Raw genomic sequence first — 17578 nt, forward strand, 5'->3', positions numbered from 1 at the left:
ACAATATGAGGACAGCATCCTTGGGCCGTACCCTGCAAGCCTGATTTGTTCCCCCGGACGACCCAGGCCTAGCTTCTTAGCTACACCCGCCTTTATTGCCTTTCAGCCCCCGCCAGCAACCGTTAGAATCCCCGACTACCTCGCGCTCGCGGAATCGTTTGCGCGTCCTATTCTCCGGTCACACATTAACTGCGCTGGCTTTGCACGAGCACATTCATGAATCACCAAGCCCTATCTTCCTTCATCTGGTCGGTTGCCGACCTGTTGCGAGGCGATTACAAACAATCTGATTACGGCAAAGTCATCTTGCCGTTCACGGTGCTGCGTCGTCTGGATTGCGTATTGGAGTCAACCAAACCGGCAGTATTGGCCGAGTTTGTCGCCAAGACACAAGCAGGTTTGAACCCGGACCCGTTCCTGACCCGCAAGGCAGGGCAGTCGTTCTATAACACTTCGCCGCTGGACCTGACCAAACTGCTGGGCGACCAGGACAATATCCGCCAGAACCTGTATGCCTACATCCAGGCCTTTGCGCCTGCGGCCAAAGACATTTTTGAGCGTTTTGATTTCTACACGCAGATTGAGCGCCTGGCCAAAGCCGGTCTGCTTTATCTGGTGACCGAAAAATTTGCCAATATCGACCTCCATCCAGATGTGGTCGACAACGCCCAGATGGGCTTGGTGTTTGAAGAACTGATTCGCAAGTTTGCGGAAATCTCCAACGAAACCGCCGGGGAGCACTTTACCCCGCGTGAAGTTATCCGCCTGATGGTGAATCTGCTGTTCATCGAAGACGACGACGTGCTCACACCCGGTAATGCCGTGGTGCGAACCATTTATGACCCAACCGCAGGCACGGGCGGCATGTTGTCGGTAGCGGGTGAGTTTTTGCTGGAACACAACCCCAATGCCCGCCTAACCATGTTTGGGCAGGAACTGAACGATGAGTCGTTTGCCATTTGCAAGGCAGACATGCTTATCAAAGCTCAGGACGTTGGCAATATCGTCGTTGGCAATACGCTCTCGGAAGACGGCCACGGCAGGCGCAAGTTTGACTACATGCTGTCCAACCCACCCTTTGGCGTGGAATGGAAAAAGGTCGAAAAAGAAGTTCGCAAAGAAGCCGCTGACAAAGGCTTTGATGGCCGTTTCGGCCCCGGCCTGCCGCGCGTGTCCGATGGCTCCATGCTGTTCTTACTGCATCTCATCAGCAAAATGCGCCCCGCCGTGGACGGCGGTAGCCGCATTGGCATTGTTCTCAATGGCTCACCACTGTTTACCGGTGGCGCAGGCAGCGGCGAAAGTGAAATCCGTCGATATGTGCTGGAAAACGACCTGGTCGAAGCCATCATCGGCCTGCCGACTGACATGTTCTACAACACCGGCATTGCCACCTATGTGTGGATTCTGTCCAACCGCAAGCCCGACGACCGTAAGGGCTTTGTGCAGCTTATTGATGCCAGCAGCTTCTGGCAGAAAATGCGTAAAAGTCTGGGCTCCAAGCGCAAAGAAATGAGTGATGACCACATCGACACGGTAACTCGCCTGTTTGGCGGCTTTACCGAAGCAGAGCTCATCACCGTTTTTGATGCCGCTGGCCAGCAAGTGGGTGAGCCGCAACTGGTGACCAATACCGATACCCCGCCAACTGCTCCGGAAGACGGCCGGCTCAAACGCGTACCCATTGCCCGTATCTTTGAGAACAAAGACTTTGGCTACACCACCATCACCGTCGAGCGCCCGCTGCTGGATGAAGCTGGCAAGCCGGTGCTGGGAACAAAGGGCAAGCAGAAAGGCAAGCTGCAAGCAGACAGCGCATTGCGCGATACCGAAAACGTACCGCTGGCGGATGACATTGCCGCCTACTTCAAGCGCGAAGTGCTGCCGCACGCGCCAGATGCATGGATTGATGAAGAAAAAAGCAAAGTGGGCTACGAAATTCCGTTCAATCGCCACTTCTATGTCTTCGAGCCGCCGCGTAGTTTGCACACCATCGACGAAGAACTGAAGGCGGTGTCAGCTAGCATAATGGCGATGCTTGGGGAGCTGGCGGAATGAGTTTGCCGAGGTATGGGGAGTACAAGGATAGCGGCATGTTATGGCTTGGTCATATACCTGCCCACTGGGAGCTAACCCGTCTTAAGTACTTACTGTCGGGTGTTGGTGCAGGTGGTACCCCTGATACTGATAAAGAAGGTTACTGGTCGTTAGACGATTCGGGTACGCCGTGGGTAGCGATTGGCGATTTGTCAGGCAGGGCAAATGTCTTAGAGACTGCTAAATCTCTAACAGGAGATGGCATTGCAAGCAAAGGGCTGACTATTTGGCCTCCTGGGACACTTTTATTCTCAATGTATGCAAGTTTGGGGCACACAGCGGAATTGATGGTGCCGGCAGCAATAAACCAAGCAATCTTGGCCCTACAACCTACAAAACAGACGAATCAGCGTTTTTTGAACCGTTGGCTGGAGTTTTTAAAACCCAGACTCAAGGAGCAGGCTAGCAGCAATACCCAAGACAACTTAAATGCAGAAAAAGTCCGGAATCTACTCGCGTTGGCGATACCTATTGAGGAGCAAACCGCCATCGCCGCTTTCCTCGACCGCGAAGCCGCGAAAATCGACGCGCTGATTGCCGAGCAGGAAAAGCTCATCGCCCTGCTGGCCGAAAAGCGCCAGGCCACCATCTCCCACGTCGTCACCCGTGGCCTCAACCCCGCTGCGCCGATGAAGGATTCCGGGGTGGAGTGGCTGGGTGAGGTGCCGGCGCATTGGGTCATAACATCTCTGGGGAAAGTTGCTTCAGAGCGGTGTGATGGCCCATTTGGCTCAGGTATCAAGTCTGAGCATTACACGGAGGAAGGGGCCATTGTGGTCAGGCTTCAGAATATCCGTGCTGGTGCGTTCAATATCGGGGAGCCGGTCTATTTGGATATGGTCTATTTCCAGTCTGAACTTCGGCATCATGAAGTTTTTGAGGGCGATTTATTGGTTGCAGGGCTAGGTGATGGGAACAACCTGTTGGGACGTGCGTGCGTTGCTCCTGAGGGACTGGGACCAGCTTTGGTGAAAGCTGATTGTTTCAGATTTCGTCTTAATACCGAGCAAGCCATCTCAGAGTTTGTTGCTTGGCAACTCAACGCTGGAGCTGCTTACGATGCGGGTGTACTTGCAACGGGAACCACTCGCTCACGCATCCCTTTAAGCACGATGGCATCTCGAAAGGTAGCGCTGCCGCCAGCTCACGAGCAAAGGGCTGTTGCCGACTTCATCCGATGCGAAAACAGCAAGCTCGACGCTTTGAGCCTAGCAGCGGACCGTGCCATTTTGTTGTTAGGTGAACGCCGCTCCGCCCTCATCGCCGCCGCCGTCACCGGCCAAATCGACGTACGAAATGTTTGAGTGTTCCCACCTCGGATAAGTGTAAGAGCAAACAATCAACGGACTAAATATGAGCCAATTCGACAGCACTAAGCGTTCCCTAGATGACGTTCTTCGGGATGTGAGCAACGGCAAGATTCAGTTGCCGGATTTCCAGCGTGGCTGGGTCTGGGATGACAGCCACGTGCGTAGTCTGTTGGTCAGTATTGCGCGCTCATTTCCTGTTGGTGCTGTCATGCTGCTGGAAACCGGTGGCGAGACACGCTTCCAGATTCGTGCTGTCGAAGGGGTGGATTTACCTGCCAATGCGCTGGATGCCGAACTGCTAATTCTGGATGGGCAGCAGCGCCTGACAACGCTGACCCAAGTGCTGTCGCTGGATAAGCCTGTTGCCACACGCAACGAAAAAGGCCGCGCCATTGAGCGCTATTACTACTGGGATATTCAGCGTGCGCTGGACGGCGTGGAGTTTCTGGAAGATGCCATCATTGCTGTAGAAGTGGATAAATGCCTGCGCGAGAATTTCGGTCGTGACTTGAAGCTGGACTTGTCTTCCCCGGAAAAGGAATATCAGCAGCTCTATTTCCCATGCCGCCAGACGCTCAATTCCGATACTTGGGAAGAAGGATTGCAAGAAACCTGCCCAGAGCATTTCGGGACTTTCATGAAGTTTCGCAAACAGGTTCTGCAAGCGTTCCGCAACTATCAACTGCCCGTCATTCAGCTCCACCGCACCACCAGCAAGGAGGCTGTTTGCCTTGTCTTTGAAAAGGTGAACACCGGTGGGGTACCGCTCAACGTGTTTGAATTGGTGACCGCCACGTACGCGGCTGATGGCTACAACCTGCGCGATGACTGGTTTGGCAGCACAGCGCGCAAGGTCGAATCCCGCCAGAAGCGCCTGGCCCGAGAGCCGGTACTGACTGCGGTTGAATCGACCGACTTGCTTCAAGCTATTGCCATGCTCTACACGCTGAAACGGCGAAAGGCCGATTTGGCGGCGGGCAAAACCGGTAAACAGGTAACTCCGGTGAGTGCCAAGCGTGCAACCATTCTGGAAATGCCACTGGTGGCCTATCGGGAATGGGCTGATGTCACTGAACAGGGTTTCAAGCGGGCGGCCAAGTTTTTGAAGCGGGAGTGTGTGGGCGACGGGCGTGATTTACCCTATCGCTCGCAATTGGCCCCGCTTGCCGCTGTGCTGGCATTGCTGGAGGAGCGCTGGAAAGAACCCCGTATCTACGAAAAACTGGCGCGGTGGTACTGGTGCGGAGTGCTTGGCGAGTTGTACGGCGGCGCCGTCGAAACGCGTATCGCCATTGATGTGGAGGACCTGCTGGCCTGGATTGAAGACAGTGATGCCCCCGAGCCCCGCACCATTCAGGATGCAGCGTTCCGGGCAGACCGGCTAGACAGCATGACTTCCCGCCTTAGCGCGGCTTATAAAGGCCTCAACGTTTTGCTGTTGCGCGGAAATGCGGCCGATTTTTTCTGGAAAGGAACAATCTCCGAACTCGAAGCGGAAGACGTAGCGCTGGATATCCATCACATCTTCCCGCAGGACTGGTGCGAAAAGCAGGGCATCAGCAGGAAGCAATACAACACCGTGGTCAACAAGACGCCGCTTTCCTACAAGGCGAACCGCATGATTGGTGGCGTGGCTCCGTCGGTCTATCTTGGCAAACTGCAAAAGCATGAGCAGGTGAAGATTGATGACGACGAGATGGATGCCATTTTGAAGACCCATGCAATTAACCCGGCGTTGCTGCGTCAGGATGATTTTGAAGGGTTTTATGCCAGCCGCAAGCAGTTGTTGCTTGCCCTGATTACTGAAGCGATGGGCAAATCGGCTCAAGCTGTGGAAGGCGAGCAGATGGCCAGCCTGTATGACGAAGACGACGAAGTGGTGCAAGCATGAATCTGCACCAAGAACACCACTTCGAAGCCGCCATTTGCGAACACCTTGCCGCCAACGGCTGGCTGTATGGCGAGGGTGATGCCAACCGCTACGACCGTCAGAATGGTTTGTTTATGCCGGATTTGCTGGCGTGGCTGGAAGAAACCCAACCCGATAGCTGGCAGCGGTTGATCAAAACGCATGGCGCGGATTTGCCAGTTCGTTTGGGTGAACGGGTGCGCAAGAACCTGAACGACCGTGGGGCGCTGGAAGTTTTGCGGCGTGGGGTAGAAATGCTGGGGCTGCGCCAGCCGCTGGATATGGTGCAATTCAAGCCTGCTCTGGGTCTGAATCCGCAGCTTCAGGCACGATATGCGGCGAACAGATTACGCGTGGTGCGGCAGGTGCGGCATTCGGTAAATCGCCTCGGTGAAGAAATTGACCTGGTGCTGTTTGTAAACGGCATTGCCGTTGCCACCGCAGAACTGAAGTCGGACTTCACCCAAAGCGTGGCCGATGCGGTCGACCAATACCGTGAGGACCGCAATCCGTTGCCCAAAGGCGGTATGGCAGAGCCGTTGTTGTCGTTCTCCGGCGGGGCGATGGTGCATTTTGCGGTCAGCCAGTCTGAGGTAATGATGACTACCCGGCTGGCAGGCACGGACACGCGTTTTCTGCCGTTCAACCGGGGCAATCATGGTGCGGCGGGCAACCCGGTCAATCCCCAAGGTTATGCCACGTCGTATTTGTGGGAAGAAGTCTGGGCGGTGGATAGCTGGCTGGAGATTCTGGGCCGCTATCTGATTGCCCGGCACAACGACAAGAAACAACTGGCCAGCGTGATTTTCCCCCGCTATCACCAGCTGGATGCCACGCGCAAACTGATTGCCGATGTATTGGCCAACGGGGCGGGGCAGCGCTATCTGGTGCAGCATTCGGCCGGTTCGGGCAAAACCAATTCTATTGCATGGGCGGCGCACTTTCTGGCGGAACTGCACGACGCAGAACACCACAAGGTGTTCGATAGCGTGCTGGTGGTGTCAGACCGCAATGTGCTGGATGCCCAGTTGCAGGAGGCGATATTCAGTTTTGAGCGCACCACGGGGGTGGTCGAAACCATTACCAATGATAGCGGCAGCAAAAGCGCACAGTTGTCGCAAGCCTTGAAAGACGGCAAGAAAATCATCGTCTGCACCATTCAGACCTTTCCATTTGCACTCAAAGCCGTGCAGGAATTATCCGCAACCGAAGGTAAACGCTTTGCGGTGATTGCGGATGAAGCACATAGCTCGCAAACCGGCGAGGCAGCTGCAAAGCTCAAGCAATTGTTGTCGGTAGAAGAACTGGCCGAGCTGCAAGACGGCGGTGAAGTGGGTGTGGAAGACGTGCTGGCCATTCAGATGGCTGGGCGCGTGGGCGGGGATGCGGGCCTGACCTACGTGGCGTTTACTGCCACGCCCAAGGCCAAAACGCTGGAGTTGTTTGGCCGCAAAGGGCCAGATGGCAAGCCCGAAGCGTTCCATGTGTATTCCATGCGCCAGGCCATTGAAGAAGGCTTCATTCTGGATGTGCTGAAGAACTACACCACCTACCAGCTGGCTTTCAAACTGGCGCACAACGGTGAGGAATATGATGAGCGCCAGGTAGAAAAAAGCGAGGCCATGAAAGGCATCATGCAATGGGTACGGCTGCACCCGTACAACATTGCGCAGAAAGTGAAAGTGGTGATCGAACACTTCCGGGAAAACGTCCAGCCGCTGCTGGATGGCCGTGCCAAGGCCATGATTGTGGTGTCCAGCCGCAAAGAAGCGGTGCGCTGGCAAAAGGCGCTGTCCGTCTATATCCAGCAGCAGAACTACCAACTGGGCCTGCTGGTTGCGTTCTCGGGCGAAGTCGATGACCCGGAGTCTTACCCTGAAGCCGTGACCGAAAGCAGCAAAGACCTGAATCCCGGCCTCAAAGGGCGTGACATCCGCGAGGCATTTGCGGAACAGAACTTTCATCTGCTACTGGTCGCCAACAAATTCCAGACCGGGTTCGACCAGCCTTTGTTGTGCGGTATGTACGTCGACAAAAAGCTGGGTGGCATTCAAGCCGTCCAGACCCTGTCTCGCTTGAACCGGGCATATCCGAACAAAGACACGACCTACATTCTCGACTTTGTAAACGATGCCGGTGAAATTCTCGCCGCCTTCAAAACGTATTATGAAACGGCCGAACTGGAAGCCACGACAGACCCGCATCTGGTCTATGACTTGCGTGCCAAACTAGATTCCGCCGGTTATTACGATGACTTTGAAGTTGACCGCGTTGCTCGTATAGAGACCGACCCCAGAGCTACGCAGGCGCAGTTGGTTGCGGCTATTTCGCCGGTAGCAGACCGCTTGCTCAAGCGTTTCAAAGCTGCCCAGGATGACCGGGCCAACGCAGAAGCTCGCAAGGATGGCAGCGCGGCGCAATCAGCCAAAGACGTCATGGATGCGCTGACGCTGTTCAAAGGTGACATGGGGGCGTTCGTACGTTTATATGCGTTCTTGTCGCAGATTTTTGACTACGGCAATACGGATATCGAAAAGCGCTTCCTGTTTTACAAACGCTTGATTCCGCTGCTGGAGTTTGGGCGCGAACGCGATACGGTCGATTTGTCCAAAGTGCAACTTACACACCATACACTGCGCAACAAAGGCAAGCAGCCGCTGGCCCTGAGCCATGGCGAATCACCCAAGCTACAGCCGATGGATGCAACTGGAAGCGGGGCGGTGCAGGACAAGGAAAAAACCTGGCTGAATGAAATCATCCAGAAGGTGAATGGCTTGTTTGAGGGTGACCTGTCGGACGATGACCAACTGGTTTATGTGAATGGTGTCATCAAGGGCAAGTTGCTGGAAAACGAAACGCTGGTCCAGCAGGCTGCGAACAATAGCAAGGAACAGTTCGCCAATTCACCCGACCTGAGTCTGGCGATTATGCATGCCATCATGGATGCGCTGGAAGCGCATACGAACATGAGCACCCAGGCACTGGACTCTGAGCGTATCCGCGAGGGCTTGAAAGACACATTACTGGGGCCTGCCCAATTGTATGAGGCATTGCGGATGAAGTCTGGGCGGCAGTCTCGACTTTAGAATGCGTTGTGTTTGTGGCGACCAATTACTCTTTACCGTCGAACAATTGCGATTGAATAACTTTTTTGGGGGTTCATTAGCTTATTGCGCAAGGCAAATTTCCCCCAAATAACTTGGAAAAGTGGAGTCCGGTTGGGAATAGCCATGTTATAGATAGAGCGACCACAAAGTAACCACGGTGAAGACCAATAAAGTTAAGCCGACAAAGGGCTTTCTTGGGGTCACGCTATGAATCAGCCTGGCAAGAATTACTGGCAGCAAGACGATAGATGCTGAGACAAAGGCGAGTGGTACAGCAATCAACCAAGTGAGGAGGTAATATACGCCAAAAAAGAAGGCAAAGATCAGAGATGTTGCACAGCCAATAACTATCGGATTGGCTAGGTGTGGAACTTCCCAAGAAAAGGGGAGGGGAAATCGATAAAAGACTTCTGCGAAGATTTGAGTAAATGGCGTATGAAGCAAGAGGTCCAGAGCTCCAGCTAAAAGAGGGCCACAAATCATCAATAAAGCCTGTCCGCCGAATTCTCGAGCGGTCTTTTTATGGTTAAGGCTCCACCTTATTGAGTACCAGCCCAAGATGCTGCCGATGCCAATCAGTGACAGAAAAGCCAAATTCTTTTGGTTTAGACCCACAAATTTACAGAGAACAATGGCTAGAAGAAACGAAAATATAGCAATGAACCCATAAATTCTGCTTAATGAAAAAAGACTATCTATTATTTTTGCATCTTTTAGTTTTTCGTTGAAATTTCCGTAACCGTCCTCGATATGGTTAACTAGAGCATCAATTTTTTGATTTTGCCGAGCCATATCTCCGGCCCAGTAGAAACCGATAATTATCTGGATAATGGTAAATAGTGGTTTAAGCATGTTTGCGAGTGTAGGGGGTGGTTGCAATCTGGGTGCTAAGTTGCTGTTACAGCAAGTTCATGCAAACTAATGTCACTCGAACCATTGAGCATATCACCAGCGAGTTCACGTTTTTTGCTCAATAGCTGATCGAGCGTCGCTTCAAAAGTCTGGAAATCTTTGGCAGTTACAGTTGGGTAATAAACGTGGACGTCTTTTGTCTGACCTATTCGATATGCTCGGTCTGTCGCCTGATCTTCTTTTGCGGGATTCCAGGTGCGAGTAAAGTGAACGACGTGGTTAGCTGCTTGTACATTAACGCCGAAACCCACCGCTGTGGTCGACAAAATAATGACCCCAAATCCCGGCTGTTGCTGGAATTTGTCGATTAACCCTTGCCGGCTCTCTCCCCGTTCACTGCTGGCGTTTGTATCGCCGTTGATAATGATGGGTGAGAAGCCGAATTTGGCTAGGACAGCAAGTTGTACCGCTCGCTGAATGTCGCGCAATTCAGTGAAGACGATGACCTTCTCGTTCTTTTTCTGAATGAGCTCAAGAGATTCCATCAGCCATCGCATCTTGGGAGATACATCGAGCAGTGCTCCTTCCGGGCGCACGCTATGCGGATGTGCGCAGACCATTTTCAAGGTGTGCAACAAGCCCAAAATGGCGACATTCTGCTCGCTTGCCTTGGCAAACATGACCTTTTTCTGCTGGTACGCAGCGATGGCTGATTTGTATAAGCGCTCCTGGAATGTTGCCATGTTCAGCGAGCGACATGTGCCATCTTCCAGCTTGGCCGGAAGATCCTTGGCGACATCGGCCTTGGTGCGGCGAAGTAATTGCGGCTCGACCAGAGCTCTTAACCGTTGTAGCGCAATCTTATCTTGCTCGGTTTCACTTTCAATTGGTCTTCGGTAGGTTCTGCCAAATTCATTTAGCGACCCCAAAAGGCCAGGCTGAATGAAGTCAAACAAACACCACAGGTCGGTCAGTGAGTTCTCTACAGGCGTTCCGGTGCATGCGACGCGAAAACGGGCCGGTATCGCTTTTGCGGCTTGGGTTACCAAGGCTGCTGGATTTTTGATTTTCTGTGCTTCGTCGCAGACAACGATCGCCCAATGTTGCCGAGCCACTGAAAACACCTGGTCTCTCAGTGTTTCGTAGGTAGTGAGCACAATTCGTGCATTCCCGCGCCAACCCGGTCTTAGCAAATTCAGGATGCCTTGCATTCGAAGGTCGTTAGGGATTTCATGCTTTTTGAATTTTGCGTCGGTTAGGGTGCTGCCATATAACTTCAGCGTGACCAATGTATCGGCATAGAAGAAATTGCGTAGCTCCCGTTCCCAATTATCCAAAAGAGATACCGGCGCAACGATCAATACGGGGTCACCCTCTGGGTACTGTTCGATATAGTGGATGATGAATGTCAGGAGTTGGAGTGTCTTTCCCAGCCCCATGTCATCGCCCAATAAACAGCCAGTTGCATGGGTTGGAGCACTCTCGAACAAATGCTGCAACCAAGCCACGCCTTTACGTTGATGCTCCCTGAGCAGCACGGATTCCTTCAAGGCTTCGGGCACCGCAGGTTGGGCCGCATGGCCCAGGAGTAATGCCTCTTCCCGACTCGCGGCATAGCCCGTCTCGTTGATGTTATGCTCAATGAGCAACACCGCCTTTTCGGGAGGAGGCTCGCCACCAGCACCGGCTTCCGATTCAGACTTCTTGAATTTCTTCGCCCACTCATCTCGCAGCTCAATAGCTGTCTTCACTCCCATCGGCAATTCGATACCGGGCAGCACAACATCCTCTTTTTGCTGACTGATGGCTTCTTCTATACGCTCACTAAAGATCTCGAAGTGTTCGTGCTCTGATGAGTCCCACTTTGCTAGCAAATCTCCATCCATCCCGAGATGGTTAAGCAATTCCGGAGAAAGCCATTCTTCGCTTTTGCCTTTGGCAAGAAAGGGCGAGCTCACATCTTCTGCTACACCGATACCTTTTACCCGCTCGCCGTATTTTTCGAGATCCAGTACATCTGTGAATTCAACGCCGGCAGCCTCCTGCTGCCATCGCTCCAGCAGCGACTCAAGACCGCGCAACGCTTGCAGATCGAAGTCGCCGAGCTCTAGTTCATAACCTTCCCAGAAGCCGCAAGGCCGCTCTGCTGCGAGCTTTACCCTCAACTCTGCGACGAACGGTGCAAAATGGCTCGGCTGTTTGAAATCAATGATTGAGTCAGGCAGAGGCTCTACGGTGCGTGGGCTAAGAGTGAGCCTTACGTAATCAATTTTTCGGAGGGGGCTGAGCTCTACATCAATAGAGAACCGGTGGAAATGAATACCGGCATCGGCGAGACTTTTTTCGTACTGTGCGGGGTCTAGTACCTTGACCGCGTCGTCGCCGAGGAGTGCGTAGGGGTTTTTGATAACGGCGAGGGCGTCATCACCGCTTACGCGACGCCCTGGCATTCTCTTGATTGTTTCCAGCACGGTTTTTACTTCAGGGCTAACCAAAATGTGGGTTAGTGATCCATCCTCGTTGCTAATGTGATAGCGATCCTGGACCTGCTGATAACGGTCAAACTGGTCTAACCATCCGGATGGTTGGTCTTCAAATTCAGGCGCAATCTCGATCACTGCATTGCTTTGAAGTTCAGACTTACGAAGATCGAGCTGCAAACTATCCGGACGAAGCACGATGGTGTCCATGAGAAACCCATCCATACCCGCATGCGCTTTCTTTGCTAGCTTGCGAATTTCGGCCCAACCAATTTGATTGGTCATTTCGCCCGGCGTTTCCGACTGCCGCCGTGAGAATGCTTGAATAGCCTGCAATAGCACCCAGTTCACTGCAGAAAGCAGTTCTGTCTTCCCCTGAACATTTGTTACGGCTCCGACCCGAGCCAATTCGGTGATCGTTTTACCATCAGGTTGGCGCCAACCCTTGATAGTGATTTTAAAATCAAGATCCGCAAGCCCACCCCGGCTAGCAAGTAATGGTGTCACAGTAGAAACAGGCGGCAAACCAAGAAGTGGCAAACTCGTCCGGTGCTCCTCGTTCGCCAGAAGTTCGTATAAGTGATGCCATGGCAATACCCATTGTTCGATGGCCGGACTTAGGTACCCCTCTTCATCCAGCTGTCCCAGATAGGAAACAGTCAGTTGGTCATCTAGTGGCAGCGCCGCTAGTTTGGCCGCGGGGAGCATGGGGAAAAGCAATCCGGATTCATCAAACGTCGGTTTGACTGTATTTCCCTTTCGATCTGCAGGCATGTCATCTGAGACACTCTTGGAAAACAGCTTTTTGAACATATCAATTTATCCAAAAACCGCGACTTGGAACGAAGCGAAATCCCAAGCGACGAAGTTGTTTTGCGAGCTCTGTCGTCTCGTCGAACGTTATAACCCAGAATGCGCCACCTGACTCTCTATAGTCTTGGGTCTTGATCTGCTCAGGCTGGCATTCAATCATGAACAGCGCGGCCTCAATTGCTTTCGCGATCAGTTTTTGCTTTTCATTCGTTGGTATAGAGCTTTTGGGCGCCTCCTTTGTGCTCGCTACAACGGGCTTGATGCGTGCAGTTGGGCTGGCTGCGATGGTCGCTGCATTTTTCGGTGTCCACTTTGACCATACCGAAGGCGAAATAGGCGCAGGGGAGGTAACGGCTCCATTTGGAGCGATACCCAAGCGGGAAAGAACTACATCTGCCTTTTGCTGCCAATTGGACATATGTAGCAAGCGATCGGTAGCTGCTAGTTGGTCCTTTAACTCATCGAGGCGGAAATGGCGCGAATCAGGATTAAATGGAACCCCGGATAGCGGGTAAACGTAACAAGCATTGCCTGTTCCTGAGAACTCCACAAAGTAACAACCTGCAATCTGCATGATGAATGCGTTATTTTCTCTCGGGCCGCTAGTTAGCTGGCTGGATCGCAACTTGTTTTTTTCTCTGAACTCAACAAAATCGGGAGAGCGGTCGGATGCAGCATCTTGGCCCATCACGATTTTTGTAAAATTCATTTGGTCTACATAGCGCAGCCAGAAATCCAGCCTCGCTTGGTCAACGCCACTTTCGCCCTGTAGAAGCTTGAAGAAGTGCTCAAGGTCGTCCTTCGCAAACCAACGCAGAACCATTTTGCACACGTCATCGTCAACGTGGACAGTCCACCGGTTTTTTGTGGATTTAATCTGCGGGCTTCCCCAAGCCTCAATGGATTTTTCTTTGAGGTCGGGGTGGGCGATATCCCGCTTGGCAGAATGTGCGTAGCGGCTGAGTATCGCGGCCAAAATGTCATCGCTGAATCGCTTATGTTGCGTCATTAACGCAACGATTTGATCGATCCGTTGCTCGAAGAAGTTGTCATCTATCTCAAATAACCTGGATAGTTGGCGATGTATAACGCGTTGCCAGAGCCAGCTATTTTCAGGCACAGGCAGGTAGTCTTGCGGTGCCGCTCCTTCTTGGAGTGGCTGATCGAAGGTGATATCTGCTAGCTGATAACCCGGGTTATCGCCAAATAGGTCGAGATGCTGAGAGATGACCGCTAGCCACCGATGCTCACGCTTTTGCTGATGCCGCAGGCCGAGAAATCCACGGCTCAGTTGCTGTCTGAGCTGCTGCCAGCAGGGATTGTTTTCTGGAGAGTCTCCAGGGTAAGCAAAGTAGCTGTATGTCAGGCCGAACCATGCATTGCGTGTGAGCGTGGAGTTCTGTATTTGAGCCTCAACGTACTGATCCACTTTGTGAAAGACGTGGGGATCTTCGAGAACGCTAGGTTGATCGTCGAAACTTTCACTTATGCCCCAACTAATGAGCTTCCAGTCTCGTCTTGTGAGCTCAGAAGAGCCGGCGCGTAGTCGGCGGATTGCGTCACGGCGTAATTCCGCAGCTGGCTGGCGTTCTTTGCCCTGATCAAACTGAGTTGCCAGTCTATTGGCGGTCGCGGCCAAGCGAACAAATGCGCCGCTGTTCGATCTATTGTCGACGGCATGCGTGAAGAAATTTGTAGCTTGGGACATTCGCTGCGAAAGGAGCTCTAGCGCTGAGGTCATGGAGTTATATTCAACTGGCAAACTTCTGGCTTGGTTATGTGAAATTCAGGCAGGCTCTTGTTTGCCTCGCTGCGCTCCTTTAATCCGTAGAACTGCATCCTGAGTTCTACTCGGCGGCTCGCCTCTTTGCTCTCTTTGGCGTTGTTGAACGAAACTCCGCCCGCAAGGAACAACTGCCTGACGTCTTCTCGTTGCGCGTCGGAAAGGGCACCCTCCTTGGCAAATCGCGAGTCGAGCAGTGAGCACATAACCCACTCTGAGCGCTCCAAGCTTAGGTGAAGGTTATATAGATACGAGCCATCGGTATCGGTAAAGCCTTCAATAACCACCTGTTTAAACCACTTTTTCCCTTCCTCGCTCGCCGCTGCGTCCAGCACTAAAGGAACTACTGCTTGAAGCGCGAGTTTGCCTTGGTCTGCCAGACGATAATCGTTGTGACCGAAACGACCGGCCTCACCAAAATTAATGCGATTGTCTTTGCAATCGACGACGATTGATTGGTTTAGCCCTTTCGCTTTGACTACCAGTTGTTGGCACAACTTTGCGATGTCGCGGGTGCGATCCTTTTCGCCTTGGGTTTCCATAGCGATGCGTTGGGTCACAGTAATCAATGAGGCAACCATGACCACCAGGAATAAAATCATGAGGGCAGTCATTAAGTCCGCATAGGAGATCCAGAAGGGTTTTTCCCCTTCTTCCTTATTACGTTGAGCCGGCGCCGCGCGCATTCCGAACATACTTCAATGCCCTCAGTGTTGGCGCGTTCTAGACGTCTTTTGGACTGTCTCAGCAAGGTCCTCGATATTTTCGGTGAGAACGTCCACCCCACCGGCAAGTGCTTTCACAGCTTTGTCCAGCTCAGCATCCAGACTACCCAGAGATTTGCTCAGGCTACGTTCGACCCCAGCTCCAAATTCATCGAAGCCTTTACCCAGTACGTCCGTAACTCGGTCGACGTAACTACTGGCCTCTTGATTTAGCTCATGCATGCGGTCATTTACCGTTTTCAGATCCTGGGTAATTTGCCCTCGCATGCCAGCTTCTGCTTGTGCATTAGCGATGACGCCTTCCAACGCAGACAGCGTCCCCTGGATGGCATCACGATTCGCCCGATAATCAGCCAATACCGTACTCAGCTCTCTGGAAGCACCATTGAGTTCGTTGCTCACGCCTTGTACTTGTTGCACGAGCTGTGAGGATGCGAGAGTGGTCTGAGACACACGGTCTCCGGCCGCTTCTATGCGTTCTGCCGCCAGACGCATCTTGTCCGCGCCGGCTTGCATTCCGTTCAGGCTGCGCTCGGTATGTTCCATTAGTCGCTGGATGGTTTGATCCGTCGCGGTGCGTTCTGTGGTCAAGGTTTCGAGCAGGGACTTCACTTGCTCGTTCAGGCCCGTAACAAGTGATCGGGTACCCTCGTGAAGGTGGTCTTGAGCGCTTTTCGCAGCCGAATCCATTTGCATTCGGTTGTTTTCGAAGGTGGACAACATACCCTGCATATTCTGGCCAAGCTGCTCAACTGTTGCGGAAATGCGTGACATAGTGTCTTGCTGACCTTGGCCGACACTGTCACGGATACCATCAATAAACGATTGCATTTGATCGGACATGGCGCGTTGCCTCGACTCGCTCTCTGTGAAGAGCTTCTCGAGTTGTTCGGCCATCTTTTGCCCTGCGGATTCACCATGCTCCCCTACAGACGACACGGCTTTTTGCAAGCTGGTTACCATTTCGTTCATCGCCGCCTGCATAAGGCTTTGACCACTCTGCATATCTTGCAGGGTTCGGGATAATTGCTCGTGCACGGCGGTACTTGAAGACTCGCTTGCAGACCGCATGTCCTCGACTAGTGCAGCAAATCCCGTTTGCATTTGCTGCATCGAGGTAACTGATTGCCCAAGCATTTCGTGCAAGCCACTGAATTGCTGACCAAATGTGCCCTTGAGCTCTGCCATGAATGCAACCAAAACGTCTTGAAGCAGGTTTTGGACTTTCCCGCTTTGATCTCCACTAGCCGATTGCACCGAGTCTGCGATCTTATTCAGTGGATCGCGAAAACTATCTTCAATTGAGCTGCTGATTTGGGATGCGATATCTCGGCCCGTCTCTTTGTAGCTACCTGACAGTGTCTCCCCAAGCCTGATGTTTTCTCTTACCTGCGTTTCAACCAGGTTTTGCAGCATCTCGCGCAGATCTGTAACAAGGCTGTCCTTGAGTTGTCTGGTTTGCTTGGAGTTTTCCTCGCTTGCATTGACCAGAGCTGCCAGGTATTCCTCTCCCACGCCTGCATCAAAAAGCCGATCTATGGCCTCGTTCAGTTTTTCCAGTTCGGCGTAGCAATTGCGCAAATGTTTTTTCTCGGAATTTGTGACATACATCGCAATGAGAATAGCCAAAGCGGACGCAATGAATGCATCGCGAACTCCGTTTAATAGCAGGCCGACGCTGTCGTTAATTCGAGCTGGGTCCGAAGGGTCGAAGTAAAACAGACCAACTAATAAGCCAGCGAATGTGCCAATAATCCCGATGCCGGTTAACACCCCAGGTAGGTGCTTGAAATACTCCGTACGGAGCGGAGTATCGATCAGTGATTGAGAGCTAAAGAAATAAGCGGCAGGTACTGTCGAACGGGATCGAACAACTCGAACTTCGCCTTCATGAAGCTCATGCTGGTCGTGGAGCGTTTCTTGATACTCCTGCCAGACATGCCGAAATCCAGTTTCCTGAAAAATCTGGTCTAGCATCGCGCGCCGTTTGCTGACTTCAATATCTTTGACAGAGTCAATTTTTCCCGTGGTTTGCTTGATCGCGCGCGCGAGACGGCCAGCTGGGATCCTGTAGTGCTTCAGATATTTGACAAAAAACCATACCAAAAAAATGGCCACTACGATTGGGGCAGCCATTTGAATTACATGTGGAGATATTTGATCGAACATGCTGAATCCGGGGATTGGCATCGCACAATTTGAAGAAACTTAACTGTTTCCGTATCCCGTTTTCACGGACCAGGTTTCATGTGCAGTGCATATTTTGTGTGTCGGCGACTCGGGTTTGTTTTTTCTTACGGTGTACGTGTACGAAACTATGACAAATGCGTGCTTCGGGCCTGTGGGCGGTAATTTTGCCAGCGGGATTGCTGAAGCTGCTATACGGGGATTGTAAGCAATTTCGATTGGTACGGAAATTCGAATCGATGTGTATCTGTGAAATGTCGACGGTATACAACAGAGGACATGTTGAGGAGCCAGTAGAAGGGATGAGGCACGGTA

At 52.4% G+C, this 17578-nt stretch carries 9 protein-coding genes; 4 read left to right on the forward strand and 5 right to left on the reverse strand.

All coding sequences use genetic code 11. The annotated features are described in order from the left end of the window. Nucleotides 1-216: 216 nt before the first annotated feature. The 4 genes from IEX44_RS13285 to IEX44_RS13300 are packed head-to-tail and all read left to right on the forward strand — an operon-like array spanning nt 217 to nt 8402. Nucleotides 217-2058, forward strand: coding sequence for a type I restriction-modification system subunit M (locus IEX44_RS13285; RefSeq protein ID WP_188694547.1), 1842 nt, complete (start codon nt 217-219; stop codon nt 2056-2058). A 35-nt stretch (nt 2059-2093) separates the two neighbouring features. Further along, a complete protein-coding gene (locus IEX44_RS13290; RefSeq protein ID WP_188694551.1) occupies nt 2094-3401 on the forward strand; it encodes a restriction endonuclease subunit S in 1308 nt (435 codons plus the stop codon). 49 nt (nt 3402-3450) lie between these two features. Continuing rightward, nucleotides 3451-5298 carry a DUF262 domain-containing protein gene (locus tag IEX44_RS13295; protein WP_188694554.1) on the forward strand — a complete coding sequence of 616 codons (1848 nt, stop codon included), beginning with the start codon at nt 3451-3453 and terminating at the stop codon, nt 5296-5298. Then, nucleotides 5295-8402, forward strand: a complete 3108-nt coding sequence (locus tag IEX44_RS13300; protein ID WP_188694557.1) for a type I restriction endonuclease subunit R — start codon at nt 5295-5297, stop codon at nt 8400-8402. Before IEX44_RS13295 ends, IEX44_RS13300 begins: the two co-directional genes overlap by 4 nt. 147 nt (nt 8403-8549) lie before the next feature. Here the strand turns inward: IEX44_RS13300 and IEX44_RS13305 are convergent, their stop codons facing one another. The 5 genes from IEX44_RS13305 to zorA1 are packed head-to-tail and all read right to left on the reverse strand — an operon-like array spanning nt 8550 to nt 17245. Then, entirely contained in the window at nt 8550-9275 is a 726-nt protein-coding gene (locus IEX44_RS13305) for a hypothetical protein (RefSeq protein WP_188694560.1), read from the reverse strand. A 35-nt stretch (nt 9276-9310) separates the two neighbouring features. Next, nucleotides 9311-12568, reverse strand: a complete 3258-nt coding sequence (gene zorD / locus IEX44_RS13310; protein WP_188694563.1) for a type I Zorya anti-phage system protein ZorD — start codon at nt 12566-12568, stop codon at nt 9311-9313. Nucleotide 12569: 1 nt separating this feature from the next. Then, nucleotides 12570-14309, reverse strand: a complete 1740-nt coding sequence (zorC, locus tag IEX44_RS13315) for a type I Zorya anti-phage system protein ZorC (protein ID WP_188694583.1) — start codon at nt 14307-14309, stop codon at nt 12570-12572. Continuing rightward, on the reverse strand, nt 14306-15046 hold the full coding sequence (gene zorB1 / locus IEX44_RS13320; RefSeq protein WP_188694586.1) for a type I Zorya anti-phage system protein ZorB1: 741 nt from the start codon (nt 15044-15046) through the stop codon (nt 14306-14308). Before zorB1 ends, zorC begins: the two co-directional genes overlap by 4 nt. Before the next feature lie 12 nt (nt 15047-15058). After that, the gene (gene zorA1 / locus IEX44_RS13325; protein WP_188694589.1) at nt 15059-17245 is read right to left on the reverse strand and encodes a type I Zorya anti-phage system protein ZorA1; all 2187 of its coding nucleotides are present in this window, start codon (nt 17243-17245) and stop codon (nt 15059-15061) included. Between the last annotated feature and the right edge of the window lie 333 nt (nt 17246-17578).

Origin of the sequence: Silvimonas amylolytica (assembly GCF_014645555.1) — a bacterium.
GTDB lineage: Bacteria > Pseudomonadota > Gammaproteobacteria > Burkholderiales > Chitinibacteraceae > Silvimonas > Silvimonas amylolytica.

What these genes read in the sequence shown, in the direction of transcription:
- zorB1 (WP_188694586.1), bottom strand. Translation starts at nt 15,046, where the DNA reads ATGTTCGGAATGCGCGCGGCGCCGGCTCAACGTAATAAGGAAGAAGGG.
- IEX44_RS13285 (WP_188694547.1), top strand. Translation starts at nt 217, where the DNA reads ATGAATCACCAAGCCCTATCTTCCTTCATCTGGTCGGTTGCCGACCTG.
- IEX44_RS13295 (WP_188694554.1), top strand. Translation starts at nt 3,451, where the DNA reads ATGAGCCAATTCGACAGCACTAAGCGTTCCCTAGATGACGTTCTTCGG.
- IEX44_RS13300 (WP_188694557.1), top strand. Translation starts at nt 5,295, where the DNA reads ATGAATCTGCACCAAGAACACCACTTCGAAGCCGCCATTTGCGAACAC.
- IEX44_RS13305 (WP_188694560.1), bottom strand. Translation starts at nt 9,275, where the DNA reads ATGCTTAAACCACTATTTACCATTATCCAGATAATTATCGGTTTCTAC.
- zorC (WP_188694583.1), bottom strand. Translation starts at nt 14,309, where the DNA reads ATGACCTCAGCGCTAGAGCTCCTTTCGCAGCGAATGTCCCAAGCTACA.
- zorA1 (WP_188694589.1), bottom strand. Translation starts at nt 17,245, where the DNA reads ATGTTCGATCAAATATCTCCACATGTAATTCAAATGGCTGCCCCAATC.
- IEX44_RS13290 (WP_188694551.1), top strand. Translation starts at nt 2,094, where the DNA reads ATGTTATGGCTTGGTCATATACCTGCCCACTGGGAGCTAACCCGTCTT.
- zorD (WP_188694563.1), bottom strand. Translation starts at nt 12,568, where the DNA reads ATGTTCAAAAAGCTGTTTTCCAAGAGTGTCTCAGATGACATGCCTGCA.